Raw genomic sequence first — 20,779 nt, 5'->3', positions numbered from 1 at the left:
GTTAACGTAGCTTCAGGCTCGCCAGAGCAATGAGTACAAACACTAAGGACATAATCCAGAAGCGCACAATCACGCGCGGCTCGGGCCAGCCTTTCAGTTCATAATGGTGATGAATGGGCGCCATGCGGAATACCCGCTTGCCACGTAACTTGTACGAGCCCACCTGCAACATCACCGACACGGTTTCCATCACGAACACGCCGCCCATGATGAACAGAATCAGTTCCTGCCGCACCATCACGGCAATAATGCCCAGCGCGGCGCCCAGCGTCAGCGAGCCGACATCGCCCATAAATACCTGTGCCGGATAAGTGTTAAACCATAAAAAACCAAGGCCGGCGCCACAAATCGCAGTACACACCACCAGCAGTTCACCCGACAGCGGCAGGTGTGGAATATTCAGGTATTCAGCAAAATTCATGTTGCCAGAGGCATAGGCAAAGATACCCAGCGCCGCGGCGACCATAATGGTCGGCACAATGGCAAGACCATCTAAGCCGTCAGTCAGGTTGACGGCGTTACTGGTGCCCACCACCACAAAATAAGCCAGCAGAATATACAGCAAGCCTAACTGTGGCATGACGTCTTTGAAAAACGGCACCAACAGCTGGGTCTCAGCGCCAACGGTAGCATTGGCGTACAGGAAGACCGCCGCGCCGGTAGCGATCACCGACTGCCAGAAGTATTTCCACTTCGCCGGCAGGCCTCGTGAATTTTTTTGCACGACTTTGCGGTAATCGTCGACAAAACCCACCAGGCCAAAACCGATCACGACGGCAATTACCACCTGCACGTAGCGGTTGGAGAGGTCAGCCCAGAGCAGCGTCGACACTAAAATCGCCGCGATAATCAGCAAACCACCCATGGTCGGCGTGCCGGCCTTACTCAAATGCGATTGCGGACCGTCATCACGCACCGACTGACCAATTTGCAGGCGTTGCAGATAGCGGATCAGCCGGGGGCCCATCCACAGCGCGATTAATAACGCCGTCAATACGCTCAGAATAGCGCGCATCGTCAGATACGAGACGACGTTAAAGCCGCTGGCAAATTGCGTCAGATAGTCAGCTAGCCAAACTAGCATGCTTGTGTTCCTTCTTCGTTTAAGCTTGGGTGCAGCTCATCAGCGCGCTCTTTCAGCGCTGCAATCACCTGTTCCATATGCGCACTGCGCGAGCCTTTCACCAAAATGGTGATAGGCGTCGACGATTGCTGAGTCGTCGCCAGAATGGTTTCGACCAGTTCCTGCATTTGTGAGAAGTGTTTCCCGCCGCGGCCATTAAAGACTTCGCTGGCGCTTTGACTGAGCACACCCAGAGTAAATAAATTATCGATACCGGCCTGAATGGCGTAGGCGCCAATTTCCTCATGATACTGGCGCGCCTGCTCACCAAGCTCTCCCATGTCGCCAAGCACCATAATGCGCAGACCTTTGTAGACCGAAAGCATATCGAGTGCTGCTTTAACCGAGCCCACATTGGCGTTGTAGCTGTCATCAATTAGCTTGATGTCAGCACTCAACGGCATTACATGCATACGCCCGGGCACCGGTTGCAAGGCAGCCAGTGCCGCCTGAGCGTCAGCGAGCGGACAACCTACCTTAACCGCTGCCGCAATTGCTACCAGCGCATTGTCAACGTTGTGTAAACCTGGCAGGTTCAGCTGTATCCGGCCGGTTTGTTCGCGCCCCGTCAGCTCGGCACTGATGCGTACCGTAAAGCTGGCACAGCCCTGCTCGTCTATTTCAACATCGCTGCCATAGATGGCGGCGTCCGCATCCTGGCCGAAGGTCAAATGCTGGCAATGGGTGATTTGCTTTTGCCAACTTGGTGCAAACTCAGAACGGATCGGCGTCAGTGCCAGCCCGTCAGCGTTCAGACCTTTGAAAATTTCAGTCTTGGCGCGAAATACGCCATGCACGCTACCAAAGCCTTCCACATGTGCCGGCGCGACATTATTGATAATGGCCACGTCCGGCTGGGTCAGGCGCGTGGTGTAGCCAATTTCACCCTGGTGGTTGGCACCGAGCTCAATAATCGCCAGATCGTGCTCGGGTTCCAGCCGCAATAACGTCAGCGGTACTCCAATGTCGTTATTAAAGTTGCCGGCCGTAGCCAGCACGTTACCCTGGGTACGTAAAATTGCCGCCAGCATTTCTTTGACGGTGGTTTTACCGCTGCTGCCGGTAATCGCGATGGTTTTCGGCTGCACGCTCGCCTTCACTGCCGCGCCCAACTGGCCAAGCGCGTAACGGGTATCCTGCACTACGACCTGGGGCACGTTTTGCCCTTCCGGCAATGGTACCTTGCGTTGCACGAGCAGTGCCTTGGCACCTTTGGCGACGGCGTCCGCGACAAAGTCGTGGGCGTCAAAATTTTTCCCCTGCAAGGCAATAAACAAGCAGCCCTGCGGCAAGTTTCTGGTGTCGGTACTGACCGCCTCAATGGCTGAGTTATCGCCAAACAGCTGACCGTCGACCGCCCGGGAAATCCACTGCAAATCGGTCTTAATCATGTTCGCCTCCCATGATTTGGGCTACCCACGCGCGCTCGTCATAGGCCACTTTTTCATGACCAATGATCTGATAATCTTCATGGCCTTTGCCGGCCAATACCACTACGTCTTCTGGTTTTGCCGTGGCAATGGTTTGTGCCACCGCATCACGCCGTCCTGGCACCACGGTTACCTGGGGGTGATCGGTAATACCGGCCAGAATATCGGCAACAATCTGTTGTGGATCTTCGGTGCGCGGGTTGTCGTCCGTCACCACCAGCCGGTCCGCGTTCGCAGCGGCAACACTGCCCATTTGCGGACGTTTACCGCGGTCACGATCGCCACCACAGCCGAACAGACACCAAAGCTCGCCCTGACAATGCTTGCGCACGGCGCTGAGCACCTGTTGTAAGGCGTCAGGTGTATGCGCGTAATCGACAATCACCAGCGGTCGACCCGGTGCGTGGAACGACTCCATGCGACCCGGAACCGGTTTTACCTGTGTCGCGGCCTGGCAAAGCTCAGCCCAGTCGTACCCAAGCTGGGCGCCGGCGACCAGTGCCGCCAACAGGTTATAGACGTTAAACTCGCCGAGTAGTGGCGACTGCACCCGGTAGGACTGCCGCGCCTTGTCTGCGGGCACCATCAGGGTAAATTCTGTCCCCGTATCGCCATAGTGAATGTCACTGGCATACACGCAACGTTCATGCTGCTGCGCCTGTAAACTGAAGCGCCAGGCGTCGGGGCGATCCGGTAACCAGGCGTTGAGCGCGCCATCGTCGGCATTGAGTACGGCGGTCGCGCTGTCGAGCTCGGTAAACAGGCGGCGCTTGGCGCCGGCATAGTTGGCCATGGTGCCATGGTAGTCCAGGTGATCGCGGCTGATATTGGTTGCCACCGCAACGGCAAAGGGAATGGCCTCGACCCGGCGTTGCACCAAGGCGTGAGAAGAAACCTCCATCGCCACCACCTCTGCGCCCTCACTGCGCAACGCTGCCAGGCGTTGTTGTACAGCGACAGGGTCTGGTGTGGTATGCGTTTCCGGCATTAATTTGCCCGGGAAACCGCTGCCCGTGGTGCCTATCACCCCCGCTTTTACGCCGAGGTTTTGCAATAACTCCGCTATCAGATACGTCACCGATGTTTTGCCATTGGTACCGGTCACACCGATGACCTTTAACTGCCGCGCCGGCTCGCCATAAAAGCGTGCCGCCACCGCCGAAAGATTAGATTTCAGTTGCGGTACTTCGACCACCACGGCACCGTCATGCTCGCTAATACCAAAGCCGTCGGATTCACAAAGTACGGCGTTGGCGCCGTTGGCAATGGCGCTGCTGATAAAGTCGCGGCCATCGACCTGATAACCGGGGACAGCAACAAAAGCGTCGCCACTGGCGACACTGCGGCTGTCAAGTTTCAGGCCACCTACAGTCACTGCAGGCAGGCGCATGGGGTAGTCAGGCAGCAACCGGGCCAAGCTAATCATTGCTCCCCCCGGCAAAACCTGCCACGCGTAACTGTGTATCTTCCAGATGGTCAGGCGCGACGTTCATGGCACGCAACGCATCGCCGACGATTTCAGCAAAAATCGGCGCCGAAACCGTACTGCCGTAATAGTCGTCGCCACCCGGCTCATTAATAGTCACGACTACCGCAATACGCGGATCGCTGACCGGCGCGACACCAGCAAATAAAGTCACATATTCGTCACCGTAACCACCGGCGACAGCTTTACGCGCGGTACCGGTCTTACCGGCTACCCGATAGCCCGGGACGCGGGCATTTTTAGCACTGCCGTCGGCGACCACTTGCTCAAGCATATGCAATACCGCCTCGGCGTTCTCGCGCTTAACCACCTGGGTGCCGGGCAATATTTGTCCCTCTTCCAGCCGTTGAATGGTCAGCGGGCGATGCACGCCACCATTGGCAATCACGCTGTAGGCCTGCGCCAGCTGCAAGGTGGTCGCGGTCAAACCATAGCCGAACGACAAAGTGGCAATTTCAAACTCTGACCAGCGGGTGCGGTGTTGCAGCACGCCGTAACTCTCTCCAATCATGCCGATTCCTGTATCGTTGCCCAATCCTACTGCGGCATAAGTCGCCAGCAGTTGCTCTACGCCGGTGCGCAGTGCTATTTTGGACGACCCCATATTGGAGGAGTTCTGTAAAATCTCGGTAATGCTTTGCTCACCCCGGTTTATCGGATCGCTGACGCGACGTCCGCCAATGCGCATCCAGCCCGGGCTGGTGTCAATCACTTCGTCCTGGCTGATCACGCCCGCTTCCAGGCCGGCTAACACCACCAGGGGTTTCATGGTTGAGCCCGGCTCATAAGCGTCGGTAATCGCGCGGTTACGCATGCGATGCGGCTGCAAGTCGCTGCGGTTGTTCGGGTTAAAGGACGGGCTGTTGACCATGGCCAGCACTTCGCCGGTGTTCACGTCGACGATCACTGCTGAACCCGAGGTTGCCTGATGATAGCGCACGGCTTTTTTTAACTCGGCATAGGCCAGTGATTGTAAACGTTGATCAATACTCAGCGTCAGTTGTTTTGGTTGTTCTGCAGCGGTGACCCGCACTTCTTCAACAACCCGCCCTTGTGCATCCTTGCGGTATAGCCGCTCTCCCGGCTTCCCTGTAAGAACCTCGTTATAGGCCGCTTCTAAGCCTTCAATGCCGCGACCGTCAATATCAGTAAAACCCACTAGATGCGCAGCAATTTCACCCACCGGGTAAAAACGCCGCGATTCCGTTTTCAGATAAACTCCCGGAATGCCTAACTGGCGCACATAGTCGGCCACCGCGGGGGTTACCTTACGTTCCAGATAAACAAAACGGCGACTGGGATCTTCCACCCGCCCCAATAAGGTATCAACGTCGGTACGAAATACCTCTGCCAGCGCCAGCCAGCGTTCACGATTGGCCAGGCCATTGCTTTCATGTACGCGCTTGGGATCAGCCCAGACCGTTTGTACCGGCACGCTCACTGCCAGCTCGCGACCATGGCGATCAACAATAGTGCCGCGCTGAACTTCGGTGGGGTCAACCCGTAACGAACGGCGATCGCCCTCATAAATCAGCTGTTCAGGTTCAATCACCTGAATATAAGCAGCCCGTGCCACCAGGCTGGTAAACACAGCAAAAACCACGAACAACGCAAAGTAAAAGCGGCCCTGGCCCAGGTGAGGCTGCAAGGCTTTCTTTTGCGTACGTTTACGAGGTGTTACTGCCATGAGACCAGCACCTCCTGTTCGCCCTCGGGACGCACCATGTCCAGCCGTTGACTGGCGATGCGCTCGACCCGACTGTGTTCAGTTAACGCAGTTTGTTCAATCTGCAAATGACGCCACTCAATATCAATCTGGTCGCGTTGCGACAAAAGCTCGTCGCGCTCGATGGTGAGCAAACGATTGGCGTGAGCCACATAAATGACACTGAACGCGCTGCCGATAATGCAGATAAACAGCAACAGCACCAGCTTTTGCTGCCGCAGGTCGCTGAACAGTACGCTTAATAAACTGGGTACGCGGCTATTGGTCATAAGCTAACCTCTCTGCCACGCGTAACACCGAGCTGCGCGCCCGTGGGTTTTCGCGAATTTCTGCCGCGCTGGGCTTCTGCGCTTTGCCAATCAACCGCACGGTCTGACCCCGATCAATCTGATCATCGCGTAACGGCAAACCGGCAGGGATCTCTTTGCCCTTGCTCTGAGCGCGTAAAAAACGTTTCACCAGGCGGTCTTCAAGGCTGTGAAAACTGATCACCGCCAGCCGGCCACGCGGCTTCAGACCACTTACTGCCGCTGTCAGCGCCTGCTCAATTTCCTGTAGTTCACCGTTAATGTGAATACGAATCGCCTGGAAGCTGCGGGTCGCCGGATGCTTGTGCTTATCTTTAAAAGGCACGGCCTGATCAATCAAATCGGCAAGCTGCTTGGTGGTGGTCAGGGGCTCGGTTTCGCGCTGTTTGACAATGGCCTGCGCGATACGCCAGGCGAAACGCTCTTCGCCGTACTCGCGAAGTACAAAGGCAATATCGTCCGCACTGGCATGGTTGACAAAATCAGCAGCCGTCTCGCCACTGCTGGTGTCCATGCGCATATCAAGCGGGCCTTCGCGCATAAAGCTAAAACCACGTTCGGCGTCGTCAAGTTGTGGGGATGAGACGCCAAGATCAAATAAAATACCGTCAAGTTTGCCACGCAATTGCTGCGCATCCAGCACGTCATCAAGACGTGAAAAGGGCGTGTGGATAATGGTAAAGCGGGGATCATTGGCAAAGGCCTGCGCTGCTGCGATCGCGGTGGGGTCGCGGTCGAGGGCAATAAGCCGGCCATTGGGGCTCAGTTGCGACAAAATGGCGCGTGAGTGCCCCCCTCTTCCGAAGGTGGCATCAAGATAAATTCCGTCCGGTCTGATGGCAAGAGCCTCAATGGACTCCTGTAACAGCACCGAGACATGTTGCGGCGCTTTTGTCATTATAATGAGAAGTCTTGTAGTCGTTCACTTAGTGCCAAGTCGTCTTGTTGTTCCGCTTCCATGTCACTGGCAATTTGCTGCTGCCATGCCGCTTCAGACCAGAGTTCGAACTTATTCAGCTGACCGACAATCATGATCTTTTTCTCCAAATCTGCGTGTTGACGCAGCGTTGGCGCAATCAGAATGCGGCCGTTTTTGTCCATCTGGCAGTCTTCGGCGTGACCCAGTAACAAGCGCTGTAGACGACGCTCTGCGGGGTTCATGCTTGATAAGGTGGTAAGTTTTTGCTCAATGATTTGCCATTCCGGCAACGGATACAGCAGCAAACATGGTTGTTTGATATCGATGGTGAAAACCATCTGGCCTTCACAGTCCAGCATAAGGCTCTTGCGATACTTGGTTGGTATCGCCAGACGGCCTTTGTCATCCAGACTTAATGCTGCTGCACCACGAAACATAAAATTTGATCCACTATTACCCACAAATCCCCACAATGTGACAGTCTAGGTGGCGTTCTTTCCCACTGTCAAGAAAAAATACCGGGTTTGCGGTGTGCGACGGGACTTGACGCGGTAGCCAATGTGCTAGATGATGCGTACGCAGGTAATAACAATAATAATAGCCATTTAAATTGCGTAAATTTATCAGCCACTTAACCAAGCGAAATCAGGCAATGACGCCGCGTAAGGCGAAGTTGCGACTGGTTCGTGATCTCATCGGATTATTTCTGATTGCACTGGCAATGGTGTATGCGGTCATGATGGTGGTCGATAATGCCCGCGAGCAACAAGTTCAGTCGGAAAAGCGCCGCGCTCTTGAGCATCTCAGCTCGATGCGCTCGAGCATTGAGCAGCGCATACAGGCCAACGTGCTGGTGTTGCGGGCTCTGAAGCCGGAAATTTTCTGGCAAGATACGCCTGATCGCATGCGCTTGCAAAAAATAATCGACGAATTCCTTAATTCTGATCTGGATATCAGTCATCTGGCGCTGGCTCCTGATCTGCGCATCAGCTTCGTGCATCCCAGCACTGGCAATACCAAACTCATCGGGGTCGACTACCGCGAGGTCAGTGACCAGATTCACGAAATTCTGCGTGCCATTGCCAGTCAGGACATTTTGCTGAACTCGCCGGTGAATCTTTTGCAAGGTGGCAAAGCCTTTATTGCACGGTTACCGATATTTCATACTGACGGCAGTTTCTGGGGCATTGCTTCGCTGGTGATTGACCACGAGCACCTGTTTGAAGCCGTCGAATTTAATGACCACCCGGAATACAAATTTCTGTTACAGCGGAGTACCCCGACTCGCGGTGCGGAGATTATTGCCGGGGTGCCGGAAGTTATGACCGCTGATCCTATGGTGACTCAGCTACACGTGCCTGGTGACGTCTGGGAGCTGGCCGTCGCGCCGCGCTATGGCAGCTGGATAGCGCCTGGCCATAACCTGGATGCGATCTGGTTCACCGGCTCATTCCTGACTGCGGTCATTGTTGCGGCGTTCGCCATTCTTATCTTTACCCAGCACCGCCTGCGACTGGCCGTTCATACCATTAGCTTTCAGGCACGGTTTGACCCGCTGACCGAGCTGGCCAACCGACAGCACTTCCAGCAACAGCTGGAAATTAAGATTCTTGGCGCGCACGATGGCGATCAGGTATTTGCCATGATCATGCTCGACCTTGACCACCTGCGCGATATCAATGACGCGCTTGGTCATGATATTGGCGACACCTTGCTGCAACATGTGGCCGAGCGGCTGCAGGGCGATCTGGATGAAGGCGATTTGCTTGCCCGCGTCGGTGGCGATGAATTTGCCATTGTGCTGACCAACATCAAAGACGCCTCCGAAGCTGAGAGCTACGCCAAAGTACTCATCAATAATCTGATGAACACCGCCGATATCGAGCAGAACCATATCAATATTACTGCCAGCGTCGGCATTTCAATGTTCCCTGCCGATGCCAACGAAGCGCAGCAGTTAATCAAGTGTGCCGAACTGGCAATGTACGCGGCAAAGTCGACCGGTTCGCTGACCGTCTCTTTCTTTGATGAGCAGCTACGCCGCAGTACCGAACAACACATTGCGTTGCACCATGAGATGATTAACGCGCTCGAAGAAGAGCAGTTCCACGTCGAGTATCAGCCGGTCATTGCCACCGATTCGGGTCTGGTGACCCGATGTGAGGCGTTGATCCGCTGGCAGCATCCCGAGCGCGGCGAAGTTTCTCCCGGTGAGTTTATTCCAATTGCCGAAAAGACCGGCTCGATTGTCGCCCTGGGTGAGTTTGTGCTGGCACAGGTGATGCGTGATTATCAAACGCTGACGGAAGAAGGCCTGGATCTGACCATCGCCGTCAACCGCTCGCCGCGCGAGTTTAATGACAAGGAAGCGGCCAACAAGTGGCTGGCTGAACTTGAGGAAGCCGGCATGCCAGCTGATAAACTGATGCTGGAAATCACCGAGTCGATGCTGATGCGCAACAAAGAGCGACAGTTGGTGAACCTGAAGCGTTTGCGCGCCGCGGGCGTGCATCTGGCGATTGATGATTTCGGTACCGGTTATTCAAGCCTGAACTACTTGCGCTCGTATCCGATAGATGTGATTAAGATTGATCGCGGGTTTTTACGGGATGTGCCGCAGAACAAGCAGCAGACGGCAATTGTTGACGCGCTGATACGTATTTCGCACACGCTCGATATGGAAGTGATCGCAGAAGGCGTAGAGACAGCCTCACAGGCGAATTTCCTGCGCACCAAAGACTGTCACTATCAGCAAGGTTTCTATTACGGCCACAGTATGCGCCTGGAAACCTTTGTTGCCTTCTGTCGGGATCATAATCGGCGAGTTAGCCGGTAAGCCGGGTTCTGTCGTGGACAATCATTCGTCTAGTCGTACAATTACTTGCACGATCAAGCAGTCTACCCGGGTTCAACGCGGGCCGCGCCAAAGAACCCCTATTTGACCTTGCTCCGAGTGGAGTTTACCGTGCCACGAACTGTTACCAGCCGCGCGGTGCGCTCTTACCGCACCCTTTCACCCTTACCTGTGCCTGCAAGCAGGCCATCGGCGGTTTGCTCTCTGTTGCACTAGTCGTCGGCTCACGCCGCCCAGACGTTATCTGGCACTCTGCCCTATGGAGCCCGGACTTTCCTCCCCTTACGCAGGCAAAGCCTGGTAAGCAGCGATTGTCTGGCTAACTCTGGCGCGCATTCTACGTGTTATCTTGCTCGAGCGCCAGTTGATAGAGCTGATTTTTGCGCAGGCCATGGATCTCGGCCGCGCAGGCGGCGGCCTTTTTCAGTGGTAGATGCGCCCGCAGTATCTGTACCGTCTGTAACGCCGCCTGGCTATCGCCTGACTGCTCCTGTTGCGGCGCGCCAGCGAGCACCAGTACCATTTCACCGCGCTGCTGATTACTATCGTCCTGCACCCGTGCTAAGACCTCTGCCACGCTACCGCTCAGATAGGTTTCGTAGCGTTTGGTCAGCTCACGGGCCATGACCAGCGTGCGTTCAGCGCCAATCACGTCCTGCAGGTCGCTTAAAGTCGCCAGAATGCGATGCGGCGATTCATAAAAAACCATAGTGCGGGTCTCACTACGTAAGGCTTCCAGTGCCTTGCGGCGCTGTTGTGGCTTGGCGGGGAGAAACCCTTCGAAGGTAAACCGATCGGTGGGCAGTCCTGCGGCTGACAGCGCGGTGGTGATAGCGCAAGGCCCGGGTAGTGCCACCACGGTAATGCCCTGCGCCCGGCACTGCTGCACCAGCACATAGCCAGGATCGCTGATAAGCGGCGTACCAGCATCACTAATTAACGCCAGCGAGTCACCCGCTTGCAGACGCTCCACCACCGCCGCGGCGCGCTCGCGCTCATTGTGTTCATGCAGGGCAAAGACCTCGTTCTGAATCGCAAACTGCTGCAATAATTGCCGGCTATGGCGGGTATCCTCAGCAGCAATGGCCGCCACTTCCTGTAGCACCTGTTGCGCGCGTGGAGACAGGTCACCGAGGTTACCAATGGGTGTCGGCACGATATATAAAGTTCCGGGCTGCGTTTGCGACATGTTAACCCCCTGTAAGAATTGGTCCGTTACGTTGTTTCACCGCGGTCCTGGGTTTATAGTATGCCCATGAGCCAGCTGATAATGAGTAACCATTGGTGAACCCCGCTATTGTGCCAAAGAAGTTAACCCTGTGCATGCTTGTTTGTCTGTTAAGTGCCTGTGCCAGCCCCGGTAAGCAGCGTGAACAAGTAAGCGACACGCCCACGCAGTCCAACGGCTTTGAACAGACCGAAGTGGTCAGCTCCGCGCGCACCCTGAACACCCTGCTTGAAGAGCTGAGTGCGCTGCCTACGGTTGGGCAACAGCTCAGCTTTCTTTTGCATGAGGTGGAACAGTTGCAGCAGGCCAATGAGTGGCAGACCAGCGCGGCGTTACTCAGCGAAATAGAGCGCCACGAACAACAGCTTACGGCGAGTCAACGCCGGCAGCTGCAGTTAGCCGAGGTGCGCTGGCTGGCAAGTCAGGGCCGCTACGAGGTCGCGCAGCAACAACTACAACCTCTACTTCCTCAGCTTTCCGGCAGTACTTACCACACCGCCGGCTTAAGGCTGGCGCGCGATCTTGCCTGGCAACTGCAACAACCACAACAGGCCGCCCACATGCAACTGGCCCTACTCGACGCCGGTGGACAAGCGGAGCCAACGGACGACCCCTGGCGCTTCTTACGCGAAGCCCCCAAGCCTGACGAACTGCAGGCACGCAGCAACGCGGCGCAGAGCTGGCTAGCCTTACTTAAAGCCGCGCATCAGCAGGCGCAAGGGCTGGATAGCAGTGCCTTACAAGGTTGGCAACTGCGACATGCTGATCACCCGGGCCAGGCAATTGCTGCACGGGTCGCAGCGGTGCTGCGCTCGCCAAAGCAGCAACAAGCGCTGGTACTACTGCCGCTGAGCGGGCCCTATGCCGAGCAGGGGCAGGCTGTGCTTGATGGTATGGTCATGGCGTTAGAAGACCAGCCAAACCTGCAAATTACCGTGCGCGATAGCTTTAGCTTCGACTTTGCGCAGTTGGCCGAAGAATTACAGCGCACCGGCGCTGATACGCTGATTGGCCCTTTGCTAAAAGATAATATTGGCCAGGTGTCCGACGATGCCGTCGCCAACGTCCGTTGGGTGGCACTCAACTCGCTGCAGCAGTTAAATGCGACGCCGACGCTGTGGTACGCCCTTGCGCCCGAGACGGAATATGAGCAAGTGGCCAGAACCTTTGCCGCGAAAGGTTACCGGCAACCACTGGTGCTGGCGGCGGACTCGGCACGCGGGCGTGAAGCCATTGCGGTGTTCAGTGACGCCTTTCAACAACAGCAGCCACAGAGCACTGTTGAGAGCGGTCTGTACCGTACGCCTGATGACATGAAAGCCATCGTTCAGGAGAAACTTGGCGTCGCTGCCAGTGAAGCACGCATCTGGCAGGTTAAGATAACCGCTGGCAAAATTCTGGTCGACGCCGAAGCCCGTAGTCGCGCTGATTTTGATGTTATTTTCCTGCCCGGCAGTATTGAACAGACACGCTTGCTGAAACCCTTTATTGACGTCAACATTTCGCCGTTCATGCAGCCTATTCCGGTGTATGCGACGTCCGCCAGTCATATCAAAGGCGATGCGCTGAGCGAGAACGATCTTGATAATGTGCGCTTCACCGAGCTGCCCTGGTTGTTACCGGATCACCCCCAGTACGGCCGGCTGCAGCAGCTGTTACAACAGCGCAGCCACTGGGGGTATAACCTTGCCCGTCTTGCGGCCTTTGGTCACGACGCTGTATTGCTAACGCTACGTCAGCAGCAAATGGCGGCCATCCCCGGTATTTACCTTGAGGGCCTGACCGGAACCTTAAAGTGGCAGCCAGACGCGCTGCAGCGACAATTGGACTGGGCCCGTTACGACGGCCATGAAGTCGTGCCTACCAGTGAACCGTTGACGATGCCTTAGTCTTTTCTGCTAAGAGGTGAACAAGGATGTTACCGAAAACCAGCGGCAACCAGGCCGAAGATAAAGCCTTAGCGCACTTACAGAGCGCCGCGCTCAAACTGGTCGAACGAAATTTCAGCTGTCAGCTGGGTGAAATTGACTTGATCATGCGCGACGGCGAACATTGGGTTTTCGTTGAGGTCAAATACCGCAGTAATGAAGATTTTGCGACCGTGGTAGAACAAATTACCCCGGCGCAGTGTCAGCGCATTAGACGCTGCGCACAATTTTATTTACTATCGCACAATCTTGATGAGCATCAGACGCTCATGCGCTTTGATGTCGTAGCCATCTGTCAGCAGCCAGCACAGTTACACTGGTTGCCCGATGCTTTTTAATGAGGACTTATGCAAGAGCCGGTTAAAGCTATTTTTACTGAGTGCATTCAAACTCAGATTGCATCCGCTGATTTGTTACAGGAACCGCTGATGCGCGCTGCCGAGTTGTTAGTCGACTCGCTGCTGCACGGGCAGAAGATTTATTGCTGTGGCGAGAGCATGGCCCATGCCAGCGCCCGCCATTTTGCTCATATTATGCTGACCGGCTTACAGTTCGAGCGGCCACCTTTTCCGGTCAACGCTTTACATGCTGATTACGGTGCTAATGAGCACGAAACCATTTTCGCGCAGCAGATTCTCGCCGCCGGACAACCCAATGACCTGTTAGTCGTACTCAATGCCGGGAACCAGGCGCCGCGCATCAGTCGCGCCATGGAGGCTGCAGTGAGTCGCGATATGCTGATTATCGCACTGACCAATGAAGCCGATCAGGACGTGGCTGGACTGCTCGGACCTGACGACGTTGAAATTCGCGTTCCGTCGCGTAATACCGCACGGGTAAGCGAGCACTTACTACAACTCGTCAATATGCTTTGTAGCCTTGCTGAACAACAGATTTTCCCACAGGAGGATAACCCATGAAGCAGCGTATTCGTTTTGCCGCGGCGGCATTGACCGCAGTACTTACGTTGACAGGTTGTACGGCCGCGTTAGTGGGAGCGACCGCCGTTGGCATTTCCTCGGCAACCGATTCGCGCACCGTGGGCACACAAGTCGATGATCAGGCCATAGAAATTAAAGTCATCGCGCAGCTTAAACGGGAAGAGCGCCTCGAGGATAGCCGCGTGCAGGTGGTTTCGTTCAACCGCTCGGTCTTATTGCTCGGTCAGGTACCCAGCCATGGCCGTGCTGAGCTCGCCGCCCGCATCGCCCGCGAAGTTGAGGGCGTGCAGCGGGTACATAACGAGCTGCGCGTCGCGCCGGTCATTAGCCTGAAGACCATCAGCAATGACAGCTGGATCACCAGTAAAATCAAAGCCAAGTACGTCACCGACGAGAATGTCGATGCCAGTAAAATTAAAGTCGTTACGGAAAATAGCGAAGTTTTTCTGATGGGCTTGATTGATCGGCAGATGGCGCGCGAGGCGATAGAGATTGCACGTAACACAAACGGGGTAGCACGCGTCATCGACGCCTTCGAGACTTAAGAGCAAAAACGTTATTGGTTATTAGATATTGGATACTGGGTATTGGTTTTAAATAACCAATATCTAGTATCCAATAACGCTCTCGTAGTTATTTGATAACTTTGAGGTTGGGGCGCTTGCCTTTGCTGGCTTTGTCGCCTTTGCCTTCGCCCTTGCCCTCTCCCCTGCCTTGAATGACGTCCGATGGGCCTTGTTTCGGTGCTTCGGGCGTTTCAGAAGGGGTGAGTTCTTCGAGTTGCGGCTCTTCTTCAAAGATGGTGCCAGCGCCGTTTTCACGCGCGTACAGGGCTACTACGGCCACCATCGGCACATAGACATGATGAGGCTTACCCGAGAAGCGGGCGTTGAACTCAACGCGGTCGTTGGCCAGTTGCAGATTACCTACTGCTGAAGGCGCAATGTTCAGGACAATCTGACCGTCCTGGACAAACTCAAATGGCACCTGACAACCAGGTTGATTTGCATCAACCACCAGATGCGGGGTCAGCTGATTGTCCACCAGCCATTCGTACACCGCCCGCAACATATACGGGCGGCGTGCCGACATTGCACTCAGCTCACTCACCGGCCGAGGTCCCGCTCGATATCGGTCAGCGAGTCCTGGAAGGAGTCACGCTCAAACACGCGCAACATATATGCCTTAACAGCTTTCGCGGCAGCACCTTCAAGGCTGATGCCATAGCTTGGCAAACGCCATAATAGCGGCGCCAGATAGCAGTCCACCAAGGTGAATTCTTCACTCATGAAGAAAGGTGTATCGGCGAAAATAGGTGCCAGCGCCAGAATTCCTTCACGTAATTCCTGACGCGCGGCCTCAACGCCCTTGCCACCTTTTTCGATGCTGTCAGCCAGACTGTACCAGTCGCGTTCAATGCGATACATCATCAAACGACTGGTACCGCGAGCCACTGGGTACACCGGCATTAATGGCGGATGCGGGAATCGCTCATCAAGGTACTCCATGATGATATGGGCGTTATAAAGCACAAGCTCGCGATCAACCAGCGTTGGCAGCGCATCCGGATAAGGATTTAACTGCAACAGGTCTTCTGGCATTTGATCGCTGTCGACATAAGTGATTTCGACACTCACGCCTTTTTCAGCCAAAACGATTCGGGCTTGATGACTACGTAAGTCATTACGCCCTGAATACAAGGTCATCACTGACCGCTTATTTGCCGCAACCGACATGTCTTTCTCCATCATTTCTTCACGTCTTTAAAGAATTCGCGCTTCAGTAACCAAGCTAAAATTGTAAAGACCAATAAGAAACCGAATACATACCAACCCATACGACGTTGCTCAAGCAACATAGGTTCGCCGGTATAAACCAGGAAGTTAGTTAAATCTAACATGGCCTGGTCGTATTCAGATTCACTTAGCATGCCGCTACCGTCGGTTTTAATGCCAACATAAACGTCCTGCATTTCACCGTCGATCATGCGCTCTTCAGTCGTTTTACGTGGCACACCCTGCAGCTCTTGTAACACATGCGGCATACCCACGTTCGGGAACACAGCATTGTTGACACCAAACGGGCGTGACTCGTCGACATAGAATGTACGCAGATAGGTGTAAATCCAATCCGCACCACGGACACGTGATACCAGAGTCAAATCAGGTGCAGCCGTACCAAACCAGTTTTCAGCAGCTTCAGTTGGCATGGCGTTGGTGATCAGATCACCTACTTTTTCACCGGTAAATTGCAGGTTTTCCATACCCAATTCCAGCGGAATACCTAAGTCATTAAAGGTACGGTTATAACGCTGGTACTCCATGGAGTGGCAACCCAGACAGTAGTTCATGAAAAGTTGTGCACCGCGCTGCAAAGAGGCTTTGTCATGCAAATCAACTTTAGCTTCATCAAGTGGCACCGTCGGGTCAGCTGCAAAACCTGCAACTGACCAGATTGTAGCGGCTACCAGAAGAGTCGTTTTCAGAAACTGTTTCATCACTTAGTAATCCTCTCTGGAACTGGCTTCGTGTTTTCGTTTTTACTGTAGAAGAACAGCAGTACGAAGAAAGCGAAGTACAAGAAGGTGAAGATTCGCGAGAATAAGGTGTAGACCTCAGTCGCGGGCTTCAGACCTAAGTAGCCTAGCGCCACAAAACTAACTGCAAAAATGGTCAGGTTCAGCTTGTGGAAGCCGCTGCGGTAGCGAATTGACCGCACCTTGCCGCGGTCAAGCCATGGCAACAGGAACAGCGCTACAATCGCACCAAACATCAGGATAACACCCAGGAGCTTATCCGGAACCGCACGTAAAATTGCGTAGAACGGCGTGAAGTACCACACCGGAGCAATATGCTCTGGGGTCTTCAGCGGATTCGCCGGTTCAAAGTTTGGTGGCTCAAGGAACAAGCCTCCCATCGCCGGAGCGAAGAAAATTACGTAACAGAAGAAGAACAGGAAGATGCCGACGCCAACCAGATCTTTCACCACGTAGTATGGGTAAAACGGAATAGAGTCGACAATGTCATACTTCTTGGTGAAGCGCTCATGGAACTTGAAGTTTGGTTTCTCTTCTTCAGAGACCGAGCCCTTTTTCTTCTTAATAGGTACGCCTTCCGGGTTATTGGAGCCCACTTCGTGCAGTGCAATAATATGCAGGAACACGAGAATGACCAGTACCAGCGGCAGTGCGATGACGTGCAGCGCGAAAAAGCGGTTCAGGGTAGCACCGGAGATAACGTAGTCACCACGGATCCACAGGGTCAGGTCGTCACCGATAATTGGAATAGCACCAAACAGTGAAATGATAACCTGCGCACCCCAATAGGACATTTGTCCCCAAGGTAACAGATAACCCATGAATGCTTCGGCCATGAGCACCAGGAAGATCAGCATACCGAACACCCACAGCAATTCGCGTGGCTTCTGGTACGAGCCATACATCATGCCGCGGAACATGTGCAGATACACCACCACGAAGAAGGCCGAGGCGCCAGTCGAGTGCATATAGCGCAGTAACCAGCCGTAGTCGACGTCGCGCATAATATATTCAACAGAGGCAAATGCACCCTCTGCTGACGGCACGTAATTCATGGTCAGCCAGATACCGGTCAGAATCTGATTAACCAGCACCAACATCGCCAGCGCACCAAAGACGTACCAGAAGTTAAAGTTTTTTGGAGCTGGGTATTGCGCCAGGTGGATATTCCATGTCTTGGTCATCGGAATGCGTTCGTCAAACCATGCGATAAGATTTTTCATCAGGCTTGCTCCCCGTCTTGACCCACGAGAATGGTGTTATCGTCGATATAGTAATGCGGCGGAACCACCAGATTGTATGGTGCAGGAACGCCTTCGAATACGCGACCAGCGATATCAAATTTTGAACCGTGACATGGGCAGAAGAAACCGGCATTGACACCTTCAACCTGCTCAGCGAACGTATCTTCCAGATACTGCGGCGAGCAACCTAAGTGCGTACAAATACCGACCGCAACAAAGTATTCTTTTCTGCGTGAACGGTACTGGTTCTGCGCATACTCAGGTTGTTGAGGCTCTTCTGAATTCGGGTCACGTAAAAGATCAGCGAGACCATCCAGCCCTGCTAACATTTCCGGCGTACGACGCACCACCCAGACCGGCTGGCCACGCCATTCCACACGGATCATCTGACCCGGTTCGGCTTTTCCGATGTTCACTTCCACTGGCGCACCCGCGTTTTTAGCTCTCGCACTTGGGTTCCACGACGCAATGAAAGGAACGGCAACACCCACCGCGCCTGCTGCACCAACCACAGAGGTTGCGACAGTCAGAAAACGACGGCGGCCTTTATCTACAGGCGCATTGCTCATCCACTTACTCTCCAGTTTGGACGCTCCGCGGGACTTGGCCGCGAAGTCAGTAATTAGCTGCTGCGTTAGAATTGCTTGCACTGTTGCGCAGAGGCAATCGGCAAAAAAATGCTTTCAGATGATAAAGAAATACCCTGATTTTTACAAGGTCAAAGACAAAAAACCCGGCACAAAGGCCGGGTTTTTCGTATTCGAAAACGTATCGTTTCGTAAACGGTAACTTTTGCAATTAACGCTTCGAGAACTGTGGACGCTTACGAGCTTTGTGCAAGCCAACTTTCTTACGTTCAACCTGACGTGCGTCACGAGTTACGTAACCAGCACGACGCAGGTCGCCACGCAGGGCTTCGTCGTATTGCATTAATGCACGAGTGATACCGTGGCGAACTGCGCCCGCCTGACCACTTGCGCCACCACCTTTTACAGTGATGTATAAGTCGAATTTCTCAACCATGTCAACCAGCTCAAGTGGCTGACGAACAACCATTTGTGCGGTTTCACGGCCGAAGTATTCTTCGAGAGTGCGGTTATTGATGCTGATGTTGCCGCTGCCCGGACGCAAGAAAACGCGTGCAGTAGAGCTTTTGCGACGACCAGTACCGTAGTATTGATTCTCTGCCATTTTCTTAATGCTCCGTCTTAAATTTCAAGTTGTTTAGGCTGCTGAGCAACGTGGTTGTGCTCTGCGCCTGCATATACTTTCAGTTTACGGAACATGGCACGACCTAGTGGACCACGAGGTAACATACCTTTCACCGCTTTCTGAATGACCATTTCTGGTGCCTTGGCGATCAACTTCTCAAAGTTGATTTCCTTGATACCACCTGGATACCCAGAGTGTGAATAATAAATCTTGTTCTGTGCCTTACGGCCAGTAACTGCAACTTTCTCAGCGTTAACGATGATGATGTAATCACCAGTGTCGACGTGAGGAGTGTACTCAGGCTTATGCTTACCGCGCAGGCGACGCGCAACTTCAGTCGCCAGACGACCTAACGTTTTGCCTTCAGCGTCAATAACATACCAGTCACGTTGTACAGTTTCTGGTTTTGCAACAAATGTACTCATTGAAACATACTCTTTATTAAAGGTTCACGACAGTAGTTCCGGGCTTCCCCGCGAACCACAACAACCGCTGTGGCTGTGCCACACACTGGTTAGTTGTACCTGTAACGTGGGCTGCGCGGATTATAGGGAAAACCGCTCAAAAGATCAACTAAGAGCGAAGACGTTATTGGTTACTGGATATTAGTTATTGGTTACTGGATATTAGTTATTGGTTGACGGCTTTCCAATATCCAATATCTATTATCCAATAACGCCTTTGCTCTTATCAGGGTTTGTGCTCTTGGGCGAGGTAGTCGTGACTTTGCATTTCTTGCAGGCGCGAAATACACCGCTGATACTCAAACTTCAGTTTGCCCTCGCTGTAGATCTGTTCCAGCGGCACCGCGGCTGAAAGGATCAACTTGACGCGGCGCTCATAGAATTCGTCGACCAGGGCGAGGAAACGGCGCGCGGCGTCCTCGTTATGGCTGCCGAGCTGCGGCACGTTGCTGATCAGCACAGCGTGGTACAGCTGCGCCAGCTCAATGTAGTCATTTTGCGAGCGCGGTCCACCACAGATGGCCTCGAACTCGAATAACGCCACATCGTCGCACTCCAGCCGTACCGGAATGTCACGGCCATTAATACGAATGGTGCCGTCGGTATTACGACTGCAGTGATCAGGTGCCAGTTGGGTGAAATAACGTTTCAGGTTCTGATCTGCTTCGGCATCGAGCGGTGAGTGGTAGATTTCTGCTTTGGTCAGGGTGCGCAGGCGGTAATCAATGCCGTTGTCGACATTGATAATAGTGCAATGGGTTTTAATCAGCTCGATAGCGGGCAGAAACCGCTGCCGTTGCAGTCCATTTTTATAAAGGTCGTCGGGTTCAATATTTGAGGTAGCGACCAGAACGACGCCGCGGCTGAACAGCTCTTGCATCAGGGTGCCCAGTATCATGGCATCGGTAATGTCCTGCACAAAAAACTCATCAAAACAAATCACCCGGGCTTCGCTGGCAAGTTTGTCGGCAATGATCGGCAACGGATCGCTCTTGCCTTTCAGTTCTTTCAGCTCTTTGTGTACCCGATGCATAAAGCGGTGAAAGTGCACGCGTAGCTTTTCGTCAAATGGTAGCGTGTCGTAAAAGGTATCGACCAAATAGGTCTTACCGCGCCCCACGCCACCCCAGAAGTAAATACCCTGAGGCGTGGCGGGCTCTTTGCCGAAGCGTTTTTTCAAGCGCGACAGCCAGCCTGCGTTGGCGTCGGTACGATGTGCCAGCAGTTCATCATATAGTCGTTGCAGCTCTTCCACAGCACGACGCTGGGCGGCGTCCGGAGTAAAGCCTCCCGAGGCCAGATCTGCTTCATATTTGCTCAATGGGGTGATGTTTTGCGTTGTCACTACCACTTCGACCCTATTCTGGATTATGCTATGGG

The 20,779-nt window shown here is 54.0% G+C and carries 21 protein-coding genes, 1 other RNA gene and 1 pseudogene; 5 read left to right on the top strand and 18 right to left on the bottom strand.

Features of this window, described 5'->3' with window-relative positions:
* Position 1: 1 nt before the first annotated feature.
* The 8 genes from mraY to CWI71_RS12095 form a co-directional block, all read right to left on the bottom strand.
* Positions 2-1,084, bottom strand: coding sequence for a phospho-N-acetylmuramoyl-pentapeptide-transferase (gene mraY / locus CWI71_RS03330; protein ID WP_126753845.1), 1,083 nt, complete (start codon positions 1,082-1,084; stop codon positions 2-4).
* Positions 1,078-2,514: a UDP-N-acetylmuramoyl-tripeptide--D-alanyl-D-alanine ligase gene (locus tag CWI71_RS03325; RefSeq protein ID WP_126753844.1), complete on the bottom strand. Its 1,437-nt coding sequence runs from the start codon at positions 2,512-2,514 to the stop codon at positions 1,078-1,080. The genes mraY and CWI71_RS03325 overlap by 7 nt, the downstream gene beginning before the upstream one ends.
* Positions 2,507-3,979, bottom strand: a complete 1,473-nt coding sequence (gene murE, locus CWI71_RS03320; protein WP_126753843.1) for a UDP-N-acetylmuramoyl-L-alanyl-D-glutamate--2,6-diaminopimelate ligase — start codon at positions 3,977-3,979, stop codon at positions 2,507-2,509. Before murE ends, CWI71_RS03325 begins: the two co-directional genes overlap by 8 nt.
* Positions 3,972-5,726 carry a peptidoglycan D,D-transpeptidase FtsI family protein gene (locus CWI71_RS03315; protein ID WP_126753842.1) on the bottom strand — a complete coding sequence of 585 codons (1,755 nt, stop codon included), beginning with the start codon at positions 5,724-5,726 and terminating at the stop codon, positions 3,972-3,974. Before CWI71_RS03315 ends, murE begins: the two co-directional genes overlap by 8 nt.
* The gene (gene ftsL, locus CWI71_RS03310) at positions 5,717-6,034 is read right to left on the bottom strand and encodes a cell division protein FtsL (RefSeq protein ID WP_126753841.1); all 318 of its coding nucleotides are present in this window, start codon (positions 6,032-6,034) and stop codon (positions 5,717-5,719) included. The genes CWI71_RS03315 and ftsL overlap by 10 nt, the downstream gene beginning before the upstream one ends.
* Positions 6,024-6,974: a 16S rRNA (cytosine(1402)-N(4))-methyltransferase RsmH gene (gene rsmH, locus CWI71_RS03305; RefSeq protein ID WP_198678722.1), complete on the bottom strand. Its 951-nt coding sequence runs from the start codon at positions 6,972-6,974 to the stop codon at positions 6,024-6,026. The genes ftsL and rsmH overlap by 11 nt, the downstream gene beginning before the upstream one ends.
* Entirely contained in the window at positions 6,971-7,429 is a 459-nt protein-coding gene (gene mraZ, locus CWI71_RS03300; RefSeq protein WP_126753839.1) for a division/cell wall cluster transcriptional repressor MraZ, read from the bottom strand. Before mraZ ends, rsmH begins: the two co-directional genes overlap by 4 nt.
* Before the next feature lie 263 nt (positions 7,430-7,692).
* Positions 7,693-8,118 carry a hypothetical protein gene (locus tag CWI71_RS12095; RefSeq protein WP_241967605.1) on the bottom strand — a complete coding sequence of 142 codons (426 nt, stop codon included), beginning with the start codon at positions 8,116-8,118 and terminating at the stop codon, positions 7,693-7,695.
* Here CWI71_RS12095 and CWI71_RS12155 point away from each other — a divergent pair.
* A pseudogene (locus tag CWI71_RS12155) lies at positions 8,017-9,702 on the top strand (putative bifunctional diguanylate cyclase/phosphodiesterase); the annotation flags it as partial. The gene CWI71_RS12095 and the pseudogene CWI71_RS12155 sit on opposite strands and share 102 nt — an antisense overlap.
* 107 nt (positions 9,703-9,809) lie before the next feature.
* Here the strand turns inward: CWI71_RS12155 and rnpB are convergent.
* Together rnpB and rsmI are read right to left on the bottom strand one after the other, a co-directional pair.
* Positions 9,810-10,173, bottom strand: an RNA gene (gene rnpB, locus CWI71_RS03280) — RNase P RNA component class A.
* 10 nt (positions 10,174-10,183) lie between these two features.
* Entirely contained in the window at positions 10,184-11,035 is an 852-nt protein-coding gene (gene rsmI, locus CWI71_RS03275; protein WP_126753837.1) for a 16S rRNA (cytidine(1402)-2'-O)-methyltransferase, read from the bottom strand.
* Between the two features lie 110 nt (positions 11,036-11,145).
* On the opposite strand from rsmI, the gene CWI71_RS03270 reads away from it, so the two are divergent.
* The 4 genes from CWI71_RS03270 to dolP are packed head-to-tail and all read left to right on the top strand — an operon-like array spanning position 11,146 to position 14,488.
* Positions 11,146-12,963, top strand: a complete 1,818-nt coding sequence (locus tag CWI71_RS03270) for a penicillin-binding protein activator (protein ID WP_198678714.1) — start codon at positions 11,146-11,148, stop codon at positions 12,961-12,963.
* A gap of 26 nt (positions 12,964-12,989) precedes the next feature.
* A complete protein-coding gene (locus CWI71_RS03265; protein WP_126753835.1) occupies positions 12,990-13,340 on the top strand; it encodes a YraN family protein in 351 nt (116 codons plus the stop codon).
* Between the two features lie 9 nt (positions 13,341-13,349).
* Positions 13,350-13,922, top strand: coding sequence for an SIS domain-containing protein (locus CWI71_RS03260; protein WP_126753834.1), 573 nt, complete (start codon positions 13,350-13,352; stop codon positions 13,920-13,922).
* Positions 13,919-14,488 (top strand): division/outer membrane stress-associated lipid-binding lipoprotein, encoded by a 570-nt coding sequence (gene dolP / locus CWI71_RS03255; protein ID WP_126753833.1) that lies wholly within the window; start codon positions 13,919-13,921, stop codon positions 14,486-14,488. Before CWI71_RS03260 ends, dolP begins: the two co-directional genes overlap by 4 nt.
* Positions 14,489-14,576: 88 nt before the next feature.
* Here the strand turns inward: dolP and CWI71_RS03250 are convergent, their stop codons facing one another.
* The 8 genes from CWI71_RS03250 to zapE form a co-directional block, all read right to left on the bottom strand.
* Positions 14,577-15,044, bottom strand: a complete 468-nt coding sequence (locus tag CWI71_RS03250) for a ClpXP protease specificity-enhancing factor (RefSeq protein WP_241967618.1) — start codon at positions 15,042-15,044, stop codon at positions 14,577-14,579.
* Between the two features lie 5 nt (positions 15,045-15,049).
* Complete coding sequence (gene sspA / locus CWI71_RS03245) at positions 15,050-15,679, bottom strand: stringent starvation protein SspA (RefSeq protein WP_126753832.1); 630 nt, start codon at positions 15,677-15,679, stop codon at positions 15,050-15,052.
* An 11-nt stretch (positions 15,680-15,690) separates the two neighbouring features.
* Positions 15,691-16,440, bottom strand: a complete 750-nt coding sequence (locus tag CWI71_RS03240; protein ID WP_126754019.1) for a cytochrome c1 — start codon at positions 16,438-16,440, stop codon at positions 15,691-15,693.
* Positions 16,440-17,702: a cytochrome b gene (locus CWI71_RS03235; RefSeq protein ID WP_420849282.1), complete on the bottom strand. Its 1,263-nt coding sequence runs from the start codon at positions 17,700-17,702 to the stop codon at positions 16,440-16,442. Before CWI71_RS03235 ends, CWI71_RS03240 begins: the two co-directional genes overlap by 1 nt.
* Complete coding sequence (gene petA / locus CWI71_RS03230) at positions 17,702-18,292, bottom strand: ubiquinol-cytochrome c reductase iron-sulfur subunit (RefSeq protein ID WP_126753830.1); 591 nt, start codon at positions 18,290-18,292, stop codon at positions 17,702-17,704. Before petA ends, CWI71_RS03235 begins: the two co-directional genes overlap by 1 nt.
* A 229-nt stretch (positions 18,293-18,521) precedes the next feature.
* A complete protein-coding gene (gene rpsI, locus CWI71_RS03225) occupies positions 18,522-18,914 on the bottom strand; it encodes a 30S ribosomal protein S9 (protein WP_126753829.1) in 393 nt (130 codons plus the stop codon).
* 17 nt (positions 18,915-18,931) lie between these two features.
* A complete protein-coding gene (gene rplM, locus CWI71_RS03220) occupies positions 18,932-19,360 on the bottom strand; it encodes a 50S ribosomal protein L13 (protein ID WP_126753828.1) in 429 nt (142 codons plus the stop codon).
* Between the two features lie 265 nt (positions 19,361-19,625).
* Entirely contained in the window at positions 19,626-20,729 is a 1,104-nt protein-coding gene (zapE, locus tag CWI71_RS03215; RefSeq protein WP_126754018.1) for a cell division protein ZapE, read from the bottom strand.
* Between the last annotated feature and the right edge of the window lie 50 nt (positions 20,730-20,779).

Source organism: Pseudidiomarina insulisalsae (assembly GCF_003987065.1).
Lineage (GTDB): Bacteria > Pseudomonadota > Gammaproteobacteria > Enterobacterales > Alteromonadaceae > Pseudidiomarina > Pseudidiomarina insulisalsae.
Note: the sequence above shows the minus strand (reverse complement) of the source record. Positions and strands in the feature narration are given on the sequence as shown.